Below are 20,825 nucleotides of genomic sequence, written 5' to 3'. Positions count from 1 at the left end.
CGGGGACCCGCTGCGCCGTCACTCAAACCTTGGCCGTTTCGACCCGTTTCGGGTCGTTGCCCCCAGCGGTGCCGCCACCGTCCGGGGTGGAGTCCATCGCCACGCCCTTGCGCTTGCTGAACACCACCGCCGCCACCACGATCAGGGTGGCGACCAGCGCGATCGTCAGGCGCAGCGGGGTGTTCCGGTCGTCGCCGACGCTCCAGGCCACCACGGCCGGCGCGATCAGCAGCGAGACCAGGTTCATCACCTTGATCAGCGGGTTGATCGCCGGGCCTGCGGTGTCCTTGAACGGGTCACCGACGGTGTCGCCGATGACAGTCGCCGCGTGCGACTCGGAGCCCTTGCCGCCGTAGGCGCCGTCCTCGACCAGCTTCTTGGCGTTGTCCCAGGCGCCACCGGAGTTGGACAGGAAGACCGCCATCAGGGTGCCCGCCCCGATCGCCCCGGCCAGGTACGAGGCCAGCGCGCCCGGCCCGAGGCCGAAGCCGACCGCGATCGGAGCGAGGATGGCCAGCAGGCCGGGGGTCATCAGCTCGCGCTGCGCGTCCCGGGTGCAGATGTCGACGACCTTGCCGTACTCGGGGCGCTGGGTGCCGTCCATGATCCCGGGCAGCTCGCGGAACTGCCGACGGACCTCCATCACCACCGCGCCGGCCGAGCGGGACACCGCGTTGATGGCCAGCCCGGAGAAGAGGAAGACCACCGCCGCGCCGATGATCAGACCGACCAGGTTGCGCGGGTTGGCGACGTTGAGCGCGTTGAGGATCTCGGTGCCGACGTCCCCCACGCCCGCGTCGGAGTACGCGGTGCGCAGCGTGTCGGTGTACGAGCCGAACAGCGCGGTGGCCGCGAGCACGGCGGTGGCGATCGCGATGCCCTTGGTGATCGCCTTGGTGGTGTTGCCGACCGCGTCCAGCTCGGTGAGGATCCGCGCGCCGTTCTCGTCGATGTCACCGGACATCTCGGCCACGCCCTGCGCGTTGTCGGAGATCGGGCCGAAGGTGTCCATCGCGACGATCACGCCGACGGTGGTGAGCAGGCCGGTGCCGGCCAGCGCCACCGCGAACAGCGACAGGGTGATGGAGCTGCCGCCGAGCAGGAACGCGCCGAAGACACCGGCGCCGATCAGCAGCGCCGAGTAGACCGCCGACTCCAGGCCGATGCTGATGCCGGCGAGGATGACGGTGGCCGCCCCGGTCTGCGAGCTCTTGCCGATGTCCTGCACCGGGCGGCGGTTGGTCTCGGTGAAGTAGCCGGTCAGCGCCTGGATGGCGGCGGCCAGCACGATGCCGATGACGACCGCGCCGATGGCCACCACCCGGGGGTTCTGGTCGACGTCGGTGAGGCCGCCCTCCAGCTCGCCGAAGGTGGCCGGGAGGTAGAGGAAGGCGGCGACCGCGACGAGCACCGCGGAGAGCACCGCGGAGAGGTAGAAGGCCCGGTTGATGGCGGTCAAGCCGTTGCGGTCGGAGGTGCGCAGCCGGGTGATGAAGACCCCGACGATGGCGATCAGCACCCCGATGGTCGAGATGATCAGCGGGAAGACCAGGCCGTCCTCGCCGAACGCGGCCCTGCCGAGGATCAGCGCGGCGACAAGCGTCACCGCGTACGACTCGAAGAGGTCGGCGGCCATGCCGGCGCAGTCGCCGACGTTGTCGCCCACGTTGTCGGCGATGGTGGCGGCGTTGCGCGGGTCGTCCTCGGGGATGCCCTGCTCGACCTTGCCGACCAGGTCGGCGCCGACGTCGGCGGCCTTGGTGAAGATGCCGCCGCCGACCCGCATGAACATGGCGAGCAGGGCGGCGCCGAAGCCGAAGCCCTCCAGCACGGTCGGGGCGTCGCCCTTGAACAGGGCGACCACCAGCGCCGCGCCGAACAGGCCGAGGCCGACGGTGAGGAAGCCGACCACGCCACCGGTCCGGAAGGCGATCTTCATGGCGGCTTCCCGGCCGCCGGCCGCCTCCCGGGCGGCGGCGGCGACCCGCAGGTTGGCCCGGGTGGCCAGCCACATGCCGGCACCGCCGATGAACGCGCTGAACAGGGCGCCGACCACGAAGAACGTCGATCGGCCGATCTTCACCGCCAGTTCACTGCCGTCGGTGTCGTGCACCGGCAGCAGGAAGAGCAGCACGACGGCGACGACCACGAAGATCGCCAACGTCCTGAACTGCCGGAGCAGGTAGGCCGAGGCGCCCTCCTGCACCGCGCCGGAGATCTCCTGCATTTTGATGGTGCCCTTACCGGCTGCCAGCACGGCCTTGGTCAAGGCGGCGGCGAAGACGAGTGCCACCAGCGCGATGACCGCGGCGATGACGACGTACGTCAGGTTTTCTCCGGAAAGGGACAGCGCGCCGCTATCGGCGGCCAAGGTCCCGGACATCTGTGTCCTCCTGTACCGAACACTGTCGCGCCGGTCAGTGGACGCATGACCGACGCCTGGATGCGGTGGCGCACGCGCTCCGACCCGCCCCGGGACAAAGATGATCAACGTCCATATTCGCTGGCCGCGGGAAGGATCACGTGCTGACAACCCACAGACTGTAGCCCTGGCCAGTGTTGGAGGTCACATGCGGGGGACACCGTGTCCGGATGATCTCTGTAACTGTGTTATGAGGAAAAATCTGATATAGGAGGCCATCGACACCACGAGGCCGCGACCCACCAGGGGTCACGGCCTCGTCGACAGAACGTGAGGTCAGCGGCCGACCGGCCACACCATCCGGACCTCGGTCCCGATGCCCTCGGCCACCGGGCGAACCTGGAGATCCTCCACGAAACCGGCGAGCAGCGCGAAGCCCACGCCGGTCGTCAGCGCCTCGTCGGTAAGCGTCTCGTTGGCCAACTCGTCGGCGTTCAACGCGGCCAGGCCCAGCCCCGCCTCGATCGGCGCCCGGTCCACCACCCGCACCGCGTACGCCCCGGAATCCGACATCTCCACAAGCACCGGGTCGGCCAGGCCGTACTGGTGGTGCAGGGCGACCGCCCGGGTGCACGCCTCACCGATGGCCAACCGCACCTCGTCGAGCAGGTCCTCCCGGACCCCGGCCCGGCGGGCCACCGCGACACCGACCAGACGGGCGGTGCGCACGTGCACCGGCGCCGGTGAGAAGGAGAGCCGGACCGTCGCCATCACGCGCCGGAGCCGGCGGGGTCGGCGGCGACCGCCGCGTCCACCGTCGGGTGCAGGGGAAAGACCTGGTCCAGGGCGGTGATCCGGAAGATCTTCAGCAGCGGCTCCTTGCCGCAGACCAGGGCGAAGGAGCCCCCGGCCGAGCGCAGCCGCTTCAGGGCGCCGACCAGCACGCCCAGGCCGGTGGAATCGAGGAAGTCCACCCGACCCAGGTCGACGACCACCCGCCGGGCGCCGCCGTCGATCAACTCCAGGAGCCGTTCGCGCAGTCGGGGTGCGGTGTAGACGTCCACCTCACCGCCGACCTCGAGCACCGTGTGCTCCCCCACGGTGCGGGTCGCCAGCGACAGCTCCATCAGTCCTCCTCCGAGAGCCGTAAACTCTCCTGGGCATCTAACCATCCCCGCCGGACGGCCCGACGAGGTCACCGGTGAGGGCTCCCCCATACCCACCGGCCCGGTTGTTCAGCACCGAACACCAGTGCGAGAGTGCAGGACGTGAACCCCGCAGCCACCGCGACCGCAGGCCCCGGCACCGGGCGAGGCCCGACCGAGCTGCTGGGCAGGCTGCGTGCCCGGCACCCGGCCGACCCGGTCACCCACGTCGAGCGGGTGCCGGCCCGTGCCGGGCAGCAGACGCCCTGGCCGCAGTGGGCCCCCGAGGAGCTACGGGCGGCCTTCGCCCGACGCGGGGTGGTCGCCCCCTGGCGGCACCAGGCCGAGGCCGCCGAACTGGCGTACGCCGGGCAGCACGTCGTGGTGGCCACCGGCACCGCGTCCGGCAAGTCCCTGGCGTACCAGCTCCCGTCGCTTGCCACCCTGCTCGCCGACCCCCGGGCCACGGTGCTCTACCTGGCCCCCACCAAGGCGCTCGCCGCCGACCAGCTCCGCGCCGTCGCCGGCCTGGCCCTCGACGGGGTACGCCCCGCCTGCTACGACGGGGACACCCCGCGCACCGAACGGGAGTGGATCCGCAGGCACTCCCGGTTCGTGCTCACCAACCCGGACATGCTTCACCACGGCATCCTCCCCGGGCACGCGCACTGGTCGGGGTTCCTGCGCCGGTTGACGTACGTGGTCGTCGACGAGTGCCACACCTACCGGGGCGTCTTCGGCTCGCACGTGGCGCACGTGCTGCGGCGGCTGCGGCGGCGGTGCGCGCAGTTCGGGCGTACCCCCGTCTTCCTGCTGGCCTCGGCGACCTCGGGTGACCCGGCGGTGACCGCCGGGCGGCTCACCGGCCTGCCCGTCACCGCCGTCACCGAGGACACCTCGCCGCGCGGCGGGGTCACCTTCGCGCTCTGGGAACCGCCGCTGCTGCCGCCCCCGGCCGACGCCGTGGCCGTCGCGGACGACCTGACCCAGGTCCGCCGGTCGGCGCTGCGGGAGACCGCCGACCTGCTCGCCGACACCGTCGCGGCGGGGGTACGCACGCTCGCCTTCGTCCGGTCCCGTCGCGGCGCGGAGGTGGTCGCCGCGAACGCCCGCCGGGCACTGGACGAGGCGGTGCCCGGCCTCGGCGAGCGGGTGGCCGCCTACCGGGCCGGCTACCTGCGTGAGGAGCGGCGGGAACTGGAACGGGCCGTGCTCCACGGCGACCTGCTCGGGTTGGCCTCCACCAACGCGCTGGAGCTCGGCGTCGACCTGGTCGGGCTGGACGCGGTGCTGATCTGCGGTTGGCCGGGCACCCGGGCGTCGCTCTGGCAGCAGGCCGGCCGGGCCGGACGCTCCGGCGACGAGGCGCTCGCGGTGCTGGTGGCCCGGGACGACCCGCTCGACACCTACCTGGTGCACCACCCGGAGGCGCTGTTCGGCCGCCCGGTCGAGGCGACCGTGCTCGACCCGGCCAACCCGTACGTGCTCGCCCCGCAGCTCGCCTGCGCCGCCGCCGAGTCCCCGCTCACCCCGGCCGACCTGGAGCTCTTCGGCGACGGGGCGAAGGAGGCCGTCGACCGCCTGGTCCAGGCCGGCGACCTGCGGCAGCGCCCCACCGGCTGGTACTGGCGGCACCGGGAGCGGCCCGAGGTCGACCTGCGGGGCGAGGGCGGGTCGCCGATCTGCGTGGTGGAGGCGTCCACCGGGCGGCTGCTCGGCACCGTGGACGGCGGCTCGGCGCACTTCCTCGTCCACCCCGGCGCGGTCTACCTGCACCAGGGCGTCTCGTACGTGGTCGACGCGCTGGACCTCGACGACGGGTGCGCACTGGTGCACGCCGAGGAGCCGGACTGGTCCACCCACGCCCGGGACGTCACCTCGCTGTCCGTGGTGTCGGTCCGCTCCTACCTGGACGCCGGGCCGGTCGGGCTCTTCCTCGGCGAGGTGGACGTGACCAGCCAGGTGGTCTCGTACCAGCGCCGCCGGATCGCCTCCGGCGAGGTGATCGACACCCGGCCGCTCGACCTGCCGGCCCGCGAGCTACGGACCGTCGCGGTCTGGTTCACGCTCTCCCCGCAGTCCCTGGCGGCGGCCGGCGTCGACCCGGCGGACGTGCCGGGGGCCCTGCACGCGGCCGAGCACGCCGCGATCGGACTGTTGCCGCTGATGGCCACCTGCGACCGGTGGGACATCGGCGGGCTGTCCACCGCCCTGCACCCGGACACCGAGGCACCCACCGTGTTCGTCTACGACGGCCACCCCGGCGGGGCCGGCTTCGCCGAGCGGGCCTACCGGACGGCGGCGGCCTGGCTGGGCGCCACCCGGGACGCCGTCGTCGAGTGCGGCTGCGAATCGGGCTGCCCCTCCTGCGTGCAGTCCCCGAAGTGCGGCAACGGCAACAACCCGCTGTCCAAGGCGGCTGCCGTCCGGGTCCTCGACGTGGTCCTCGGCAACCTCCCCGCCGAGGTTTCCGCACCACCCAGACAGGCAGTTCACAAGTCCCGGCTTCCGGATCGCGCTTGAGTCGGGGAACATGTGGGCATTGATGCATGGGAGCGCTTCCATCGATGTTCGGAAGTGCTCCCTACCGCCGACCCTGCCGTTCTTCCCGACCCGGAGGAGAAGCCGTGGCCGACACCATTGCCGAGACCGTCGACCTGCTCTACACCATCGACCAGGACAATCTCACCCCCGACCAGCTGATCGCGCTGGGTGCCGCACTGGCCAGCCTGGCCCAGGCGGAACGCCTGGAGCAGATCAACGAACGACTGCGCGGCATCCACCAGGTGCTCAACACCTGGGCGCTCAAGGCGACCACCGACGTCGGACGCTGACGGCCGGACATCGACCGGCGGGCACTGACGGTCTGGCGCTGACAGTTGGGCGCTGGCGGGCGGACCGGCTATCGGGCGGACGCTGGCCGGCAGACGCTGACCGTCGGGCTCTGGTCGGTGGGCGCTGACCGGCGGGCGGTTGGGCGCTGGCGGGCGGGCGCTGGCCGGCGGGCGGTTGGGCGCTGGCTGGCTGGTGGGCGCTGGCCGGCGGGCTGTGCGAGACTCCGGCGCACCCTTCGGAGGAGTTCTCATGCAGCTAGACAGTTTGCAGGCACAGCGCCAGTTCCACATCCGGCAGCGGCTTCGGATGATGGTGAACCAGTACGAGGTCCGGGCCGTGGCGGCGGACGGCACCGAGGGTGAACTCCTGGCGTTCGCGCAGCAGAAGCGGCTCGCTTTCAAGGAGCAGGTCACCATCTACACAGACGACTCCAAGCAGCAGCCGTTGCTCGGGTTCAAGGCCCGCCAGCGGCTCGACCTCGGTGCCACGTACGACGTGACCGACCACGCCGGCACGCCGATCGGGCTGTTCCGCAAGGACTTCGCCCAGTCGCTGCTCCGCTCGACCTGGCACGTCGAGCAGGCCGGTCTGCCGCAGATCACCGGCCAGGAACGCAGCATGCCGGTGGCGCTGCTGCGCCGGTTCGTCGACTCGTTGTCGTGGCTGCCGTACCACTTCGACTTCACCGCCGCAGGCCAGCCGGTCTTCTCCGTGATCAAGAAGTGGGGCCTGCGGGACCGCTACGTCGTCGAGGTGCCGCACCCGCAGATCGACCGACGCCTGGTGATCGCCATGGCGATCGGCCTGGACGCGCTCCAGGGCCGCTGAGCCACCGGCCGTCCCGGGGTGCGTGGCCCCTGGCCACCCGCCCCGGACGGCGGCCGGCCCGGCCCGGTATGCACCACCGGCACCGCCTTGTTCCCCTCGGCCTGCTTGTTCACCTCGGCCTGCTTGTTCACCTCGGCCGGTTCGCGCCGCCACTTCGGCACCGCCGTTCTCCGCCTCCGGACCGGTGCCGTACCCGCGCTCAACCACGAACCGGTCCGGCGCGGGCGGTGGCGGTGGCGAACCGCCGCAGTCCCGGCAGCGGGGTGACCGCCACCTCGACCGTCACCACCACGTCGAACCCGTCCACCTGGCAGGCGACCAGCCGGGCGGCGTTGGCGCGGACGAACTCGTCGGCGGTCGCGCAGGCCGGTTCGGCACCCCGCCACACCTGGCCGGCCCCGGCCAGGGCACCGAAGTCGGCGCCGACCCGGGCCTGGTGCCGGGCCAGCCGAGCTGCGCCGATCGCCGCCCCGAATCCGCCGACCAGCACGAAGACCATGCCGATGGCGAGCAGCAGCACGGTCGCCCCGCCCCGGTCCGACGCGCGGCCCGGCTGGCGATCACGGCGGGGCCGGACCGGACCGTCTCGCCTCCTTCCCTCACTGTGGGTGCCGCCCGGTCCGCCCGTGGAGCGCTCGGGTCGGCCGTCGGTGCGGTTGCCGGGCGGGGTTCCGGCGCCACTGCCGGACCGGGTCGCGGCGGGGGTCACCGGCCGGGCTCCGGTGCACCGGGCTCGACGGCGGCGACCGTGCCGGCCTCGACCGTGAGCCGGGGCAACCGCGCCCCGAGTGCCCGGACGGGGGCGCGGACCGTCACGGTGACCCGCTTCTCGTCCGCCGAGATCGAGACGACCGCCGCCTCCGGCGCGATCCCGGCACCCGCGCCGGTGCCGTCCCCGCCCCGGGAGGCGGCCAGCGCCGCCTCCCGGGCCGCGTCCAGGCAGGCCGCCTTCGTGGTGACCGCGTCGACGGCGGTGAGCCCGGCGAGCAGGAGCAGGAGCAGCGCCGGCAGGCCGGCTGCCAGTTCGGCGGTGAACGAACCCCGGTCCCGACCGGCCGGCCGGCGCGGTCTCACTTCAACGCCCGGTCGATGACGGCGGTCAGCGCCGACTGCACGTTGCCCGAGGTGAGCACCTTGAGCAGGATGCCGGCGAAGGCGACGGCGGCGAGGGTGCCCACGGCGTACTCGGCGGTGTTCATCCCCGCGTCCCCGCGTAGCCGCGTGAGGAGTTTGCGCATCTGTCGTTCCCCTTCTCGATGATGGTTCACAGCACGTCGCCGAGGACGGCGACGATCACCGGCACCAGGCCGGCAAGAATGAAGGCCGGCAGGAAGCACAGGCCCAGCGGCAGCACTATCAGCACGCCGGCCCGCCGGGCGGACGCCTCCGCCGCCGTGGACCGGTCGGCCCGCAGGTCGTCGGCGACCCGGGCGAGGGCCCCGGCGAGTGCCGCGCCGCTGCGGGAGGAGCGCAGTGCGGCACCGACCACCCGGTCCGCCCCGGGCACCGTGGCGAGGTGCGCCCAGGCCTCCTGCGGCTCACCGCCGAGCAGCAGCGTCCGCCCGATCCGGCCGAGCCGGACCGCCAACGGACCGTCCAACGCGTCGGCCACCGCGAGCACCGCCCGGTCGACCGGGGCGCCCGCTCGCATGGCCGCCGCCAGCAGGTCGGCGGCGAGCGGCAGGTCGGCCGCCTCCCGTAGTCGGCTCTCCCGGACGGCGGGTGGTTCGATCCGCCGCAGCAACCGGTCCGCCACCGGCGCGGTAAGCACTCCTCCCAGGACACCGGGCCAACCCCCGACCAGGATCAGGACCGCCAGCCCGGCCAGCGCAGCACCGAGTCGCACCCGGTCCGGCCACCAGCCCGGCCGACGTCGGCCGGAGCCTCTACCGGTGAGTACGTCCCACCGCCGGCCGACCCGGTTGCCGCGTACGGCGACCAGCAGCGCGGCCACCACCAGGCAACCGGCCGACCACACCGGCGGGGACATCAGCCGCTCCCGCCCGGTATGGTGCCCAACCGTTCGGCCCAGAGCAGTCCGCCGGCTTGTAACCCCATCGCGGCCAAGGCGCACCCGGCACCGATCGGGGTGTGCAGCAGCACCGCCAGCGGGTCGACGCCGATGCCGTAGCCGAGCGCGATGCCGCCCAGCGGCAGCGCGGCCAACAGCAGCGCGGTGGCGTTGGCACCCGCTGCCTGGGCGGCGGCCCCGGCCAGTCCCCGGTCGAACGCCCGAGCGTCGGCCTCGACCCGTTCGAGGAGTTCGGCAAGCGGCGCTCCCGTCCGGTCCGCGAGCCGGACCGCCGACCGGGCCAGTCGGGCGAGCCGGTCCGTCCCGGCCGGGTCGCCACCCGCGGCACCTGAACCGTCACCCGTGCTCGGGTCCACGTCGCCGGACGGGGTTGCGGGTAGACCGGCGCGCAGGTCGGCGGCGAACGCGCCGAGCCGGTCCAACTGGCGGCGGCGCTCCCGGCCGACCTGCCCCGCCACCCGCCGTCGATGCACGGCGCGGGCACCGAGCATGCCGTATCCGGCCAGCAGGGCGGCGGCGACCGGCCCGCCCACCAGGCCACCCGCACCGGTGCCCACCAGCCCGACCAGCAGCAGAACCCGGCGCGGACGAACTGATGCCCTCCACCGCGGCGACCGCCGTCCGGCTGCCGGCCGGCTGGCGGACTGTGCGTCCCGGCCCGTGTGCGCATCGACGGCACCGATGCGGCCCGGCGGTGGACCGAACACGCTGCGGCGACGACGGCGGCTATTGCGTGCCGGCCAGGCGACCACCACGGCCGCACCGGTCAGCAGGAGCGTGACCAGCCACGACGTGGACGTCATGCCGGCCCTGCCGCACCGGCCGGGGATTCGTGGAGCAGGGGCGGTACGGGCACTCCCCGGTCCCGCAACAGGGTGGCCAGCGAGTGTCCGGCGGGCCCGATCCCCTGCCCCCGCACCCAGGCCGGTACCGCGGTGACCAGCCGGTCGGGCCCCTGCGCCGGCAGCAGACAGATCGACTCCACCAACCGGCCGTGCGGGCCTCGACGCACCTGGACCAGCACCTGGAGCGCGGCGGCGACCTGGGCGTGCAGCGCCGCCCGGGGTAGGCCGCCGAGCATGCCGAGGGCCTCCAGCCGGGCCGGCACGTCGGCCGGGGTGTTGGCGTGCAGGGTGCCCGCCCCGCCGTCGTGGCCGGTGTTGAGCGCGGCCAGCAGATCGACCACCTCCGCGCCCCGGCACTCTCCGACGACCAGCCGGTCGGGGCGCATCCGCAACGCCTGCCGGACCAGTTCGCTCAGCCCGACCACGCCCGCGCCCTCCACGTTGGCCGTCCGGGCCTGGAGACCGACCACGTGCGGATGCACCGGATGCAGCTCGGCGGCGTCCTCGACCAGCACGATGCGTTCCGTCCCCGGCACCAGGCCCAGCATCGTGTTGAGCAGGGTCGTCTTTCCCGAACCGGTGCCACCGATGACCAGGTACGCCAGCCGGGCGGCGACCACCGCGGCGAGCACCGACGCCACCGCACGCGGCACGGTGCCCTGTTGGACCAGCTCGTCGAGGGTGAACGGGCGGTGCCGGAAGGTACGCAGGGACAGGTACGGGCCGTCGGTCGCCACCGGTGGCAGTACGGCGTGCAACCGGGTGCCGTCGGGCAGCCGCGCGTCCGCGTAGGGGGAGCCGTCGTCGAGTCGACGTCCTGCGGCGGCGGTGAGCCGTTGGGCCAGCCGGCGTACGTCGTCGACCGAGCCGAGCGGCACCGCCACCTGGTGCAGCCCGGCACCCCGGTCGACCCAGACCCGGACCCCGTTCACGAGCACGTCGGTGACCTGTGGATCCCCGATCAGCGGAGCGAGTGGCCCGGCACCCACCAGGTCGTCGTGCACCCGGTCGGCGATCCGCAGCACTGCGGTGTCGCCGAGGACGGCGGCGGACGGGTCGGCGCGGACGGCGGAGACGATCGCCGCCGGGGTGACCGGGGTGGCCGCGTCGGCCATCCGCTGCCGCACCCGGGCCGCGAGTTCGTCGGGCCGGCCGGTCATGCCGCACCCGGCACGGGGAGCCCGGTCAGCTCGGTGACGAGCCGACGGCAGAGCGCGGCGAGCGGTCCACGGCCGGCGGCGGTCGGCGCCTCGCCGCGTTCCAGCCCGCGGCACAGCGCCGGTTCGGGGCGCAGCGTCCCGGCGAGCGGGAGCCCCAGGGCCCGAGCCACCTCGGTCGCTTTCAACCGGCCGGGGGCGGGGCCCCGGACGATCGCCCCCAGGGCGGCACAGTGCGGGGCGGCGGCGGCGACCACCCGGGCCGCCGCCGCGGTGGCCCGCAGCTCGGCCGGCACCACCACGTATGCCTGGTCGGCGGCCTGCAACGCGATCACGGCGGCATCGTCGAGTTGGCGTGGCAGGTCGACCACCACGAAGTCCCGGCCACGCCGCGCGGCGTCCAGCGTGGCGGCCATGGCCTGTGCGGGCAGGGCCAGCGGCTCGCCCCGGTCCCAGGAGAGGACGACCAGGTCGCCCCGGTTCGGCAGGGCGCGGACCAGGCTCGGCGCGTCGACCCGGCCGTCGGCGTCGGTGAGCGAGGGCCACCGCAGCCCGTCCAGCTCCTCCCAGCCGAGCACCAGGTCGAGCCCACCGCCGAGCGGGTCCGCGTCGACCAGCAGGGTCCGCAGGTGGGCGCGGGCGGCGGTGACCGCCAGGCCACCGGCGAGGACGCTCGCACCGGCACCACCCCTACCCCCGAGCACCGCGACCGTACGGGCGGGCCCGGCCGAGTCGCCGCCCGGCACGCACTCGGTGAACCGGTCCACCAGCCACGGTTCGGCGGCCGGCAGGACGGCGACGTGTTCGGCACCGATCAGCTCGGCGATCTCCCAGCCCGGGTCGAGCTCGCCCGAGCGCCCGACCAGCACCGTCCGTGGCCGTCGGGGCAGTCGGGCCCGCAGGCAGGCCTGCGCCTGGTCGCTGCCGACCAGGACCAGCGGGCTGGGAACCCAACGGGACCGGGCGGCAGCCGGGTCGGCGGCCACCTCCACCTCGCTGCCGCCCGCTGCGGCGAGCCGCAGGAGTTCGTCGAGGAGGTCACCGTCGGCGGTGACGAGCAACGGAAGTCGTCGGTGCGGTGAGAGGGAGGTACGGGGTGGCATCACGGCCTCCAGCGGTCGGGGGTGCTGGGACAGACCCTGCGCCGGGTGACCCGGTTCGCGACGCCCGAAGCCGCTCGCCTGTGGACAACCCGGCGGGCTGTGGACAACCTCCGTTGCGGCCGGTGATCTGCTATGCAGGTGGGGAACGCGAAAAAAAGCCGTGTTATCTCCAGCCGGCTCATTGACGACATACCGCGTCGTACGTCGATAATCGTGACCGCACGCCACCGCGAAGGTGGCATCCGCCGCTCTCGGAAACGGGGCCATGGCCGACTCACCCGACGAAACACCCCCCACCCTGCGCATCGGTGGCTGGCTACCCGAGGCCCGGCACCACCAGGCGCTGCCGCCGTACCTCGTTCCCCCGGCGGGCCGGCACCTGATCGACGTCCCCCCGCCCGGGTCAGCGACCACCCCCCTGCCGTCGCCCGTCCACACCGTCGAATCCGACGGCATCGGACGGACCCTGCTGCTGGCCGGGGTGGCCTGTGGCCTGGTCACCGGTCTCGTCTTCGCACTGTCGCCGCTGTGGTCCGGGCCGGAGCGCCGGGGCGCCGCCCTCCCGGTGACGCCGTCGGGGGTCGTGGGCGGGCCGAACCTCGCCGCCGCGGAGAGCCCCACGCCGATCGACGACTACTCGCCCGCGCCTGTCTCGCTCGCCACCCGCGCCGTCTCCCCGGCACCTGTCGCGCCGCCAGCGCAGGCACCGGCCCGTCCGCCGAGCCGACCCGGCGCCGGTACGACCCCCCGCCCCACCACGACCACCACCCCGCCCCGGCCGGCCCCGACCACCACCCCGCCCCGGCCCACGCCGAAGCCGCCGGCGAACCAGCCCGGACCGGGCGAGTTGACGGCGCTGCCGGCGTCCCAGGAACGGTCGCTGCGGTCCAGCGCGAACGGACCCTCGACGTACGTCGAATTCGTCAACGCCCGCAACTCGCGGGTCATCGTCTACTGGCTCGACTACCACGGCCAGCGGCGGCAGTACAAGGTGCTCGACGCCGGCCGGTCCTACCGACAGCAGACGTACCTGGGCCACCCCTGGGTGGTCACCGACGAGCGCGGCCGGGGGCTGGCCTGCTTCCTGCCCGCCCGGACCACGATGCGGGCCGTGGTGCGGTAACCGGCCCAGCGGTGGATGCCGGCCCCCGTGGTCGGCGGACGGATTTCCGTCCGGGCCGGTTCCACCGGGCAGGTACGATCCCCGCCATGCACCCGACCGGCCGACAGCCGACGAGGCTCCTTCCCGGTGCGGGGAAGCCCTTCCTGAAGTGGGCCGGCGGGAAAACGCGGTACGCCTCGACCCTGGTGTCCGCCGCGCCCGAATTCACCGGCACCTATCGCGAGCCCTTCCTCGGCAGCGGCGCGGTCTTCTTCGAACTGAATCCGGCCAAGGCCGTGCTGAGCGACGCCAACGAAGAGCTGGTCACCTGTTTCCGACAGGTCGCGAAAGACGCGGAAGCCGTGATGAAGCGGCTCGACGAGCACCCCAACACCCGCGAACACTTCGCAGAGATACGGCGGCAGGACCCGGCAGAGCTCTCCGACGTCGAGCGGGCCGCCCGGGTGATCTACCTGAACAAGACCTCGTTCCGGGGGCTGTGGCGGGTCAACCGGAAGGGCCAGTTCAACGCGCCCTACGGCGCATACGACCGCCCCTACTACAATCGACGGACACTCCTCGAAGCCGCGAAGCTCCTCGACGGCACGGAGATCAGGGTCGCCGACTTCGCAGAACAGCTCGACGAGGCCTCCGAAGGCGACTGGGTCTACCTCGACCCGCCCTATGTGCCGCTCGGCGGTTGGGCGGACTTCCAGCGCTACACCCCCGGGCAGTTCGGCCGGGACGATCACGTCCGGCTCTGCGCGGCGATGAAACGGGCGAGCGGTCGCGGCGCCCTGGTGACCCTGAGCAACAGCGACACCCCGTTCGTACGGCAACTGTTCGCCGACGACTTCCACATCGCCAGGATGGCGACCCGTCGGGACATCAACCTCCAGTCGGACAAGCGGGGAAGCTGGGACCTGGTGGTCACGAACTACGAACTACCCGACGCGGCCCGGCAACTCACCGTCTGACCGCCAGCTTGCCGCGGACAGCACCGCCGGCACCCGTGAGGATCACCCGAACACCCTTGGCAGCACCCACGGGCGTTGAATCCCGTCGCTGGCGGCAGATCCCTGCGCGGGGCACGGGATCGCGTCTTCGAGAACGTGGATAGGATCCGGTTCCGTGGACTCCAGGGCCGACCGGGCGTCGGCCACCTTGCCGCACTCGGGTAGCAGCACGGCACCGGGCCTGACCTTCCTCGTCCTGCTGACGGCGATGTCGGTGCTTCCGGTGAACGTCTACCTGCCGGCCCTGCCCGACATCGCCCATGCCTTCGGGGCGAGTTTCGCCCTGGTCAACCTCTCAGTCGCGGGTTACGCCATCGCCACAGCCCTCACGGAGGTGGTCGCCGGTGCCGTATCCGATCGCTACGGACGCCGACCGGTGGTGCTGGTGTCGGTCTCGATCTTCGTCGTCGCGTCCCTCGGGTGCGCGCTGGCCCCCACCGTGCAGTTCTTCCTGGTCTGCCGCATGTTCCAGGCGGCAATCGCCGCATGTTTCTCCGTGGCCATGGTCGTCATCAAGGAGACGACGAGCGGACACGAGGCGGTCAGGAAGATCGGCTTCGCGGGCATGGGATGGGCGCTCGCCCCCATGTTCGGCCCCACCCTCGGCGGGATCGTGAACGAACTCCTCGGCTGGCAGGCGATCTTCGTCATCCTCGCCGCCCTGGGTGGAGTCGTTCTCGTCGTGGCGATGCGGCAGCTCGGCGAGACGTCCCACAGCTCCGGTAGTCCGGCGGGCAGCCTGCTCGCGTCGTACCAGCGGGTCGCGGGTTCGCCCCGGTTCTGGGCGTACACCCTGTGCATGGCCTGCGCGACGGGGACGCTCTACGTCTTCCTGGGCGGGGCGCCCATCGTCATGACCGAGCGCCTCGGTGGGTCGAGCGCGACACTGGGCCTCGCCATGGCCGTGGTGCCCGGCGGTTTCGTGCTGGGCAGCTACCTGACGGGGATCGTCGCCTCCCGGTTCTTCAGGAGCCACATCCTCGTGGCGGCGCGTGTGCTGACCTTGGTGGGCTTGTCGGCCGGTCTCCTCTTCGCGACGCTGCGGGACCTCCACCCCGTCGCGTTCTTCGCCGTCTGCGTCTTCGTGGGAGTCGGCAACGGCCTGACCACCCCGGTCGTCAATCTGGGGGTGATGTCCGACCACCCACGCCTGGCCGGAACCGCGACGGGCCTGTCCGCCGCGACGGCCATCGGAGGCGGCGCGCTGATCTCCTCCGTCGCGGGCGTCGCCCTGGGCACGACCGGCTCACCCCGGACGCTGCTGACCCTGTTGCTGGCCCCGGCATCGCTCGCTCTGGTGGCGGCGCTCGGCGCGGCAGCAGCCGACCGGCGTACCGCACCCACCCGGTCGACACGAGCGGCCGAGGCACAAAGGGACGACCCCCGTCGGGGGGATGACGGGGGTCGTCGGAGGGTTCGGCTCCGGGGGGGTTGAGCCGAACCGGCCCGGCGGTCACGGGGGGTGCGACCGCCGAGGGTCTGTCAGCTTTCCGGGACGTGAATGGTCGTCGTGCGGTCAAGTCTGCCCGAGCGGAGTGTTCACGTCGAGTGTTGTCGACCCCACTCCCTGCGAAATTATGACCGCAGCGTGTGACTGCGCTCACGTTGAGCATTCGTCGTGGACGTGCTTCCGCAGGTCGCATGGGGTGTGGACCCCGGGGCACCCGCCGACCCTAGACCATCGGGCTAGACTTGCGCGCCGTGGGCCGAAGTGCCGCTTTTTTCGATCTGGACAAGACCGTCATCGCCAAGTCGAGCGCCTTGGCATTCGGTCGGCCGTTCTACCGGGACGGGCTGATCACCCGACGGGATGTCGTGAAGTCGGCGTACGCGCAGCTGATGTTCCGGCTGGGCGGCACCGACGAGCAGACCATGGCCAGGACCAGGGATTATCTCGCCGCCCTCTGCAAGGGCTGGCAGGTGGAACAGGTCCGTCAGATCGTCGCGGAGACGCTCCACGAGCTGATCAACCCCTACGTGTACGCCGAAGCCGCCGTGCTGATCGCCGAGCACCAGGCGGCCGGGCGGGACGTCGTGCTGGTCTCCGCCTCCGGTGAGGAGATGGTCCGCCCGATCGGCGTGCTGCTCGGGGTGACCGACGTGATCGCCACCCGGATGAGCGTGCAGGACGGCCGCTACAGCGGCGAGGTGGAGTTCTACGCGGCCGGTCCGAGCAAGGTCGAGGCGGTCAACGAGCTGGCCGCCGCCCGGGGCTACGACCTGGCCGACTCGTACGCCTACTCCGACTCGTACAGTGATCGGCCGTTGTTGGAGTGCGTGGGCCACCCGAGCGTGGTCAACCCGGACCGGACGCTGCGCCGGCTCGCGGTGGAGAACGCGTGGCCGGTGCTGGAGTTCCGGCATCCGATCCCGCTGGGCCGGCGGCTGCGGGAGCGCCCGGCCGTCCCGGTGGCCGCGGCGGCGCTCGGGGTCGGGGTCGGGGTGGCGATCGGCATCGCCTGGTACGGCAGGCACCGCCGGACCCGCGCCACCCAGGTCGCCTGACCGACCCACCGCCGCCCTCTCCCCCGCACCTCACCTGCCCCCGGACGCCGCCGGGGCCCGAGGTGAGCCCCGGCAGCCGCACGGGTCGGCACCCCCACGGACCAGGGCAGGAATCCGGCAGAACCCCGTGATTGAGCGTTCGCTCAAATACGCCTATGCTGCGTTTTGAGCAAGTGCTCAAAACGAGGAGGCAGCATGACCGAGCAGGAACCACCGCCCCGACGGAACGCCGCCAACTGGGTGCTCGCCGGGCTGGTCGCCGCCTTCGGACTGGTGGTCTTCGTCGCCACGGTGCGCGCGGGACGAGCCGACAGCGCCCTGCTCTTCGTCGCGCTCCCGACCACCCTCGCCGCCGCCCTCACCCTGCTGCCCGGCCGCACCGCGCACGGCCGGGTCTTCGTGCTCACCACGATCGCCCTGCTGCTGGCGGCGGTGGCGCTGCACGAGGGGGCGATCTGCGTCGTCCTCGCCGCTCCCCTGGTCTACGCGGTGTCCCACGGGGCCACCGCCCTGATCCGCGCGCTGCGCGACACCTCCCGCTCGTACGCCGTCCTCGCGGTGCCGCTGCTGCTCCTGCCGGGGCTGGAGGGCAGCGGGATCGCCCCACGGGTGGCACCCGACCAGTCCGTCGAGGTGGTACGGGTGGTGGCGCTCCCGGCCGACCAGGTAGCCGCCCGGCTCGCCGACGGTCCGCGTCCCGCGCCGGCCCGCTCGGTGCCGCTGCGGCTGCTCGGCGTGCCCACGCCCGGCCAGGTGAGCGGGGACGGGCTCGACCCGGGTGACAGGTGGATGTTCGGCTACCACGGCAGCGCGCACGGCCCCGGCGGCCACCTGCTCGCCGAGGTGGAGACGGTCGCGCCGCAGCGGGTGGCGTTCCGGTTCGTCGAGGACAGCTCGATCACCGCGCGCTGGTTCCGGTGGCGGCACGCCGAGCTGAGCTGGCGGACCCTCGACGAGCGGCACACCGAGGTCCGGGTCCGGGTGGACTACACCCGGGGGCTCGACCCCTCCTGGTACTTCGGGCCGGTGCAGCAGGTCCTGCTCGGTGCGGGGGTGGGGCACCTGCTGGACATGATGACGCTGCGATGATCACCGCCCGCTACCTGAGCCTGGCGGTGCCGTTGCTGGCCGTGCTCGCCGCCACCCGGGTCGACCGGAGCCGCGCCGGTCGGGCGGCGGCGCTGCTTGCCTTCCTCGCCACCGGCATCGGCATCGCCGCCCTCGACGAGGTGGCCCGGCACACCGGTTGGTACACCTTCGCCCCGGTGCGGGGGAGCTACCGGTGCATGCCTGTCGACCTCTGGATCGGCTGGGCCGCGCTCTGGGGTCCGCTGCCCGTGCTGCTGCGCCGGCTGCTGCCCCTGCCGGTGGCACTGGGCCTGCTGCTCTGGGTCGACGCGGTGGCCATGCCGGCGCTGGACCCGCTGGTCGGGCTCGGCCCCAACTGGCTGCTCGGGGAGCTGGTCGGGCTGCTCGTGGTGGCCCTGCCTGCGCAACTGCTCGGCCGCTGGTGTGCCGACCGGCGGCACCTGATGGCGCGCACGCTGCTCCAGGTCGGGGTCTTCACCGCCCTGCTGCTGTGGCTCGTCCCCAGCCTGGCCTTCGAGGTAGGTGACGGCTCGTGGCGGGCGGCCACCGGGCTGCCCCGGTCCGTCCTGCTGCTCCTCGCCCAGGTGGCGCTGGTGGTGGCCGCCCCGGCCCTCGACGCGGTCCGTGAGTTCGTCACCCGTGGTGGCGGCACGCCGTACCCCTGGGATCCGCCCGTGCGGCTGGTCACCACCGGGCCGTACGCCTATCTGGCCAACCCGATGCAGACCGGCGCCGTGGCCCTGGTGCTGCTCACCGCCGCACTCACCCGCAGCTCGGCGCTGTTCCTGGCGGCCGTGGTGGCTGTCGCCTTCAGCGTGGCGGTGGCCCGACCGCACGAGGAGCACGACCTGGCCGGCAGGTACGGCGGGGCGTGGCGCGCGTACCGGCGGCAGGTACGGGACTGGTGGCCGCGCGGGCGGCCCTACCACGCGGGGCCGCCGGCGGTCCTCCTGCTCGACGACGCCTGCGGTCCGTGCGCGGCCACCTGGCGCTTCCTCGCCCGCCGCTGCCCGGTGGGCCTGCTGATACGGCCCGCCACCGCAGCCGGCCGGGTGCTCTGGCGGGCGGAGTACGTGGACGGCGACGGTCGACCGGAACGGGGGGTGGCCGCCGTCGCCCGCGCACTCGTGCACCTTCATCTCGGCTGGGCCGTGGTCGGCTGGACCCTGCGGCTGCCCGGGGTCATCTGGCTGGCGCAGCTGGTGACCGATGCGATGATCGCACCGCCACACCCGGCAGGCCCACGAGGAGGACGATGTCCGGCACCAAGCAACGCCTCCTGGACGGCGCCATCACCGCCATCCGTACGCACGGCATCGCCGGCGTGTCCGCCCGTACCATCGCCGCCGCCGCCGGGGTGAACCAGGCGCTCGTCTTCTACCACTTCGGCACGGTCGACGACCTGCTCACCGCGGCCTGCCAGGCCAGCACGGCCGACCGGCTCGGGCACTGGTCGACCCGGCTGGCCGAGGTGGGCTCACTGCGGGAACTGCTCGCCGTCGGGCAGGAGCTGCACGAACAGGAACGCGAACTGGGTAACGTCTCCTTCCTGGCCCAGCTGCTGGCCGGAGCGCAGACCGAGGAGCGGCTCGCCGCGCCCACCGCCGCCGCGCTCCAGCTCTGGGTGGACGAGATCGAGTCGGTCCTGCGCCGGCTGCTCGCCGGTTCGCCGTTCGCCGAGATCGCCGACGTGCCCGGTCTGGCCCGAGCCGTCTGCGCCGCGTTCGTCGGGTTGGAGCTCTACGACGGGGTGGACCGGCCGGCCGCACAGCAGGCGATGTCGGCGCTCGACCAGCTCGCCGTGCTGATCGAGATCGTCGACGACCTCGGACCGATCGCCCGCCGGGCGGTCCGGGCCCGGGTGAACCGGGCCACCCGCCGGGCCTGACCGCGCGGACGGCACCGGTCAGGCGGTGGCGATGATCTCGTCGCCGACGGCGGTGAGCTGGTCCGCGCCGACCTCGACGGCGCTCAGGTAGTGCCGCAGCCAGGAGCGCAGGCCGTCCGGGGTACCGGTGGCGAAGGCCCCGGCCGCCCCGACGTACTCCGGCTCCCGCTCCCGGTGGCCGACGTCGACCGCGACCAGGCCACGCGGGTCGAACCCGCGGGACATCAGCACCAGCCGGGCGGCGGCGCGGGCCACCAGCCCGGACGGGCCGGCGAAGGGCCGCAGGTTGAGCAGTTCGCCGTGCACCACGGCGGCCAGGATCAACGGGGAGACCTTCGTACCACCGGCGACCAGCCCGGCCAACCCGTCGAGCCGGGCGGCCACCACCGGGTCGGCGACCGGACGCCCCAGCTCGGCCTCGGCCACCACGTCCCGGGCGGCGAGCACGTGCAGCCGGGCCAGCGCCTGCCGGGGTGCCGTCGACCACCGCTCGGTCAACCCGGGCAGCGCCCCGGCCACCCGCAGCGCCCCCTGGAGCACCGGTTCGGTGACGGTGCCGGCCCGGACCGCCTCGCGCTCGTGGTCGTACCCCTCCAGGGCGGCACTGGCCACCGCGCAGCGCAGACCGACCTCGGCCGCGACCTGGCCACCCTGGCGGCGCAGCGCGCGGTGCCGCATCGCCTGGTCGACCCGCTCGCGGGCCCGCTCGACGGCAGGGGCGATGTCGGCGAGCGCGAGCAGCGGAGCGAGCGGGTCGGTGGTCACCTCGCCACGCTAGCGACCCGGCGGCCCGCACCGGACGGCACCCGCCGGGAGGGCGACCCGGGCCACCGGGGCTACCGCCTGCCCGGCGGACGGGTCGGTGCGCAGGGACCGACCGGCGGCCGACAGGATCAGCACGTCGGGCCGTCGAGTCCG

The 20,825-nt window shown here is 73.4% G+C and carries 21 protein-coding genes; 10 read left to right on the top strand and 11 right to left on the bottom strand.

Going from position 1 to position 20,825, the window contains the following annotated elements:
• Nucleotides 1–22 precede the first annotated feature (22 nt).
• The 3 genes from AC0AIB_RS10455 to AC0AIB_RS10445 all read right to left on the bottom strand — a co-directional run bounded on the left by AC0AIB_RS10455 (nucleotide 23) and on the right by AC0AIB_RS10445 (nucleotide 3,489).
• Nucleotides 23–2,383, bottom strand: a complete 2,361-nt coding sequence (locus tag AC0AIB_RS10455) for a sodium-translocating pyrophosphatase (protein WP_328340790.1) — start codon at nucleotides 2,381–2,383, stop codon at nucleotides 23–25.
• 315 nt (nucleotides 2,384–2,698) lie between these two features.
• Nucleotides 2,699–3,133 carry an ATP-binding protein gene (locus AC0AIB_RS10450; protein WP_328348954.1) on the bottom strand — a complete coding sequence of 145 codons (435 nt, stop codon included), beginning with the start codon at nucleotides 3,131–3,133 and terminating at the stop codon, nucleotides 2,699–2,701.
• A complete protein-coding gene (locus AC0AIB_RS10445) occupies nucleotides 3,133–3,489 on the bottom strand; it encodes an STAS domain-containing protein (protein ID WP_067300370.1) in 357 nt (118 codons plus the stop codon). Before AC0AIB_RS10445 ends, AC0AIB_RS10450 begins: the two co-directional genes overlap by 1 nt.
• A gap of 132 nt (nucleotides 3,490–3,621) precedes the next feature.
• Between AC0AIB_RS10445 and AC0AIB_RS10440 the strand changes: the two genes are divergently transcribed.
• The 3 genes from AC0AIB_RS10440 to AC0AIB_RS10430 all read left to right on the top strand — a co-directional run bounded on the left by AC0AIB_RS10440 (nucleotide 3,622) and on the right by AC0AIB_RS10430 (nucleotide 7,170).
• On the top strand, nucleotides 3,622–6,030 hold the full coding sequence (locus tag AC0AIB_RS10440; RefSeq protein ID WP_465096493.1) for a DEAD/DEAH box helicase: 2,409 nt from the start codon (nucleotides 3,622–3,624) through the stop codon (nucleotides 6,028–6,030).
• Between the two features lie 104 nt (nucleotides 6,031–6,134).
• The gene (locus tag AC0AIB_RS10435; protein ID WP_328340799.1) at nucleotides 6,135–6,341 is read left to right on the top strand and encodes a hypothetical protein; all 207 of its coding nucleotides are present in this window, start codon (nucleotides 6,135–6,137) and stop codon (nucleotides 6,339–6,341) included.
• A gap of 250 nt (nucleotides 6,342–6,591) precedes the next feature.
• Complete coding sequence (locus AC0AIB_RS10430) at nucleotides 6,592–7,170, top strand: LURP-one-related family protein (protein WP_328340801.1); 579 nt, start codon at nucleotides 6,592–6,594, stop codon at nucleotides 7,168–7,170.
• Nucleotides 7,171–7,369: 199 nt separating this feature from the next.
• Here AC0AIB_RS10430 and AC0AIB_RS10425 read toward each other — a convergent pair whose 3' ends face one another.
• Genes AC0AIB_RS10425 through ssd form a run of 7 tightly spaced genes read right to left on the bottom strand, consistent with a single transcriptional unit; the run spans nucleotide 7,370 to nucleotide 12,307 of the window.
• The gene (locus AC0AIB_RS10425; protein WP_328340803.1) at nucleotides 7,370–7,879 is read right to left on the bottom strand and encodes an Rv3654c family TadE-like protein; all 510 of its coding nucleotides are present in this window, start codon (nucleotides 7,877–7,879) and stop codon (nucleotides 7,370–7,372) included.
• Nucleotides 7,876–8,244: a TadE family type IV pilus minor pilin gene (locus AC0AIB_RS10420; protein ID WP_328340804.1), complete on the bottom strand. Its 369-nt coding sequence runs from the start codon at nucleotides 8,242–8,244 to the stop codon at nucleotides 7,876–7,878. The genes AC0AIB_RS10425 and AC0AIB_RS10420 overlap by 4 nt, the downstream gene beginning before the upstream one ends.
• The gene (locus AC0AIB_RS10415; protein ID WP_013283643.1) at nucleotides 8,241–8,408 is read right to left on the bottom strand and encodes a DUF4244 domain-containing protein; all 168 of its coding nucleotides are present in this window, start codon (nucleotides 8,406–8,408) and stop codon (nucleotides 8,241–8,243) included. Before AC0AIB_RS10415 ends, AC0AIB_RS10420 begins: the two co-directional genes overlap by 4 nt.
• Nucleotides 8,409–8,434: 26 nt before the next feature.
• Nucleotides 8,435–9,160: a type II secretion system F family protein gene (locus AC0AIB_RS10410; protein WP_328340806.1), complete on the bottom strand. Its 726-nt coding sequence runs from the start codon at nucleotides 9,158–9,160 to the stop codon at nucleotides 8,435–8,437.
• Nucleotides 9,160–10,005, bottom strand: coding sequence for a hypothetical protein (locus tag AC0AIB_RS10405; protein WP_328340808.1), 846 nt, complete (start codon nucleotides 10,003–10,005; stop codon nucleotides 9,160–9,162). The genes AC0AIB_RS10410 and AC0AIB_RS10405 overlap by 1 nt, the downstream gene beginning before the upstream one ends.
• Nucleotides 10,002–11,207, bottom strand: coding sequence for a TadA family conjugal transfer-associated ATPase (locus AC0AIB_RS10400; protein WP_328340810.1), 1,206 nt, complete (start codon nucleotides 11,205–11,207; stop codon nucleotides 10,002–10,004). Before AC0AIB_RS10400 ends, AC0AIB_RS10405 begins: the two co-directional genes overlap by 4 nt.
• Nucleotides 11,204–12,307 (bottom strand): septum site-determining protein Ssd, encoded by a 1,104-nt coding sequence (gene ssd, locus AC0AIB_RS10395; protein ID WP_328340812.1) that lies wholly within the window; start codon nucleotides 12,305–12,307, stop codon nucleotides 11,204–11,206. Before ssd ends, AC0AIB_RS10400 begins: the two co-directional genes overlap by 4 nt.
• Before the next feature lie 265 nt (nucleotides 12,308–12,572).
• On the opposite strand from ssd, the gene AC0AIB_RS10390 reads away from it, so the two are divergent.
• From AC0AIB_RS10390 to AC0AIB_RS10360, 7 genes are all read left to right on the top strand, one after another.
• Nucleotides 12,573–13,430: a VHL beta domain-containing protein gene (locus AC0AIB_RS10390; protein WP_465096492.1), complete on the top strand. Its 858-nt coding sequence runs from the start codon at nucleotides 12,573–12,575 to the stop codon at nucleotides 13,428–13,430.
• Between the two features lie 86 nt (nucleotides 13,431–13,516).
• Nucleotides 13,517–14,386 (top strand): DNA adenine methylase, encoded by an 870-nt coding sequence (locus AC0AIB_RS10385; RefSeq protein WP_328340814.1) that lies wholly within the window; start codon nucleotides 13,517–13,519, stop codon nucleotides 14,384–14,386.
• A 154-nt stretch (nucleotides 14,387–14,540) separates the two neighbouring features.
• A complete protein-coding gene (locus tag AC0AIB_RS10380) occupies nucleotides 14,541–15,860 on the top strand; it encodes a multidrug effflux MFS transporter (protein ID WP_328340816.1) in 1,320 nt (439 codons plus the stop codon).
• Between the two features lie 257 nt (nucleotides 15,861–16,117).
• Nucleotides 16,118–16,930: an HAD family hydrolase gene (locus tag AC0AIB_RS10375; protein ID WP_328340818.1), complete on the top strand. Its 813-nt coding sequence runs from the start codon at nucleotides 16,118–16,120 to the stop codon at nucleotides 16,928–16,930.
• Between the two features lie 195 nt (nucleotides 16,931–17,125).
• Nucleotides 17,126–18,019 (top strand): hypothetical protein, encoded by an 894-nt coding sequence (locus AC0AIB_RS10370; RefSeq protein WP_465096491.1) that lies wholly within the window; start codon nucleotides 17,126–17,128, stop codon nucleotides 18,017–18,019.
• A complete protein-coding gene (locus AC0AIB_RS10365; RefSeq protein ID WP_328340820.1) occupies nucleotides 18,016–19,380 on the top strand; it encodes a methyltransferase in 1,365 nt (454 codons plus the stop codon). Before AC0AIB_RS10370 ends, AC0AIB_RS10365 begins: the two co-directional genes overlap by 4 nt.
• Complete coding sequence (locus AC0AIB_RS10360) at nucleotides 19,275–19,907, top strand: TetR/AcrR family transcriptional regulator (RefSeq protein ID WP_465096490.1); 633 nt, start codon at nucleotides 19,275–19,277, stop codon at nucleotides 19,905–19,907. Before AC0AIB_RS10365 ends, AC0AIB_RS10360 begins: the two co-directional genes overlap by 106 nt.
• Nucleotides 19,908–19,925: 18 nt before the next feature.
• On the opposite strand, the gene AC0AIB_RS10355 is transcribed toward AC0AIB_RS10360, so the two are convergent.
• A complete protein-coding gene (locus AC0AIB_RS10355; RefSeq protein WP_328340822.1) occupies nucleotides 19,926–20,672 on the bottom strand; it encodes a Fic family protein in 747 nt (248 codons plus the stop codon).
• Between the last annotated feature and the right edge of the window lie 153 nt (nucleotides 20,673–20,825).

This window comes from Micromonospora sp. DSM 43699 (assembly GCF_055517075.1).
The sequence above is the reverse complement of the archived record's forward strand: the minus strand, read 5'-3'. Positions and strand labels throughout refer to the sequence as shown.

What these genes read in the sequence shown, in the direction of transcription:
- AC0AIB_RS10455 (WP_328340790.1), bottom strand. Translation starts at nt 2,383, where the DNA reads ATGTCCGGGACCTTGGCCGCCGATAGCGGCGCGCTGTCCCTTTCCGGA.
- AC0AIB_RS10370 (WP_465096491.1), top strand. Translation starts at nt 17,126, where the DNA reads ATGACCGAGCAGGAACCACCGCCCCGACGGAACGCCGCCAACTGGGTG.
- AC0AIB_RS10415 (WP_013283643.1), bottom strand. Translation starts at nt 8,408, where the DNA reads ATGCGCAAACTCCTCACGCGGCTACGCGGGGACGCGGGGATGAACACC.
- ssd (WP_328340812.1), bottom strand. Translation starts at nt 12,307, where the DNA reads ATGCCACCCCGTACCTCCCTCTCACCGCACCGACGACTTCCGTTGCTC.
- AC0AIB_RS10445 (WP_067300370.1), bottom strand. Translation starts at nt 3,489, where the DNA reads ATGGAGCTGTCGCTGGCGACCCGCACCGTGGGGGAGCACACGGTGCTC.
- AC0AIB_RS10450 (WP_328348954.1), bottom strand. Translation starts at nt 3,133, where the DNA reads ATGGCGACGGTCCGGCTCTCCTTCTCACCGGCGCCGGTGCACGTGCGC.
- AC0AIB_RS10365 (WP_328340820.1), top strand. Translation starts at nt 18,016, where the DNA reads ATGATCACCGCCCGCTACCTGAGCCTGGCGGTGCCGTTGCTGGCCGTG.
- AC0AIB_RS10405 (WP_328340808.1), bottom strand. Translation starts at nt 10,005, where the DNA reads ATGACGTCCACGTCGTGGCTGGTCACGCTCCTGCTGACCGGTGCGGCC.
- AC0AIB_RS10400 (WP_328340810.1), bottom strand. Translation starts at nt 11,207, where the DNA reads ATGACCGGCCGGCCCGACGAACTCGCGGCCCGGGTGCGGCAGCGGATG.
- AC0AIB_RS10430 (WP_328340801.1), top strand. Translation starts at nt 6,592, where the DNA reads ATGCAGCTAGACAGTTTGCAGGCACAGCGCCAGTTCCACATCCGGCAG.
- AC0AIB_RS10385 (WP_328340814.1), top strand. Translation starts at nt 13,517, where the DNA reads ATGCACCCGACCGGCCGACAGCCGACGAGGCTCCTTCCCGGTGCGGGG.
- AC0AIB_RS10390 (WP_465096492.1), top strand. Translation starts at nt 12,573, where the DNA reads ATGGCCGACTCACCCGACGAAACACCCCCCACCCTGCGCATCGGTGGC.
- AC0AIB_RS10410 (WP_328340806.1), bottom strand. Translation starts at nt 9,160, where the DNA reads ATGTCCCCGCCGGTGTGGTCGGCCGGTTGCCTGGTGGTGGCCGCGCTG.
- AC0AIB_RS10360 (WP_465096490.1), top strand. Translation starts at nt 19,275, where the DNA reads ATGTCCGGCACCAAGCAACGCCTCCTGGACGGCGCCATCACCGCCATC.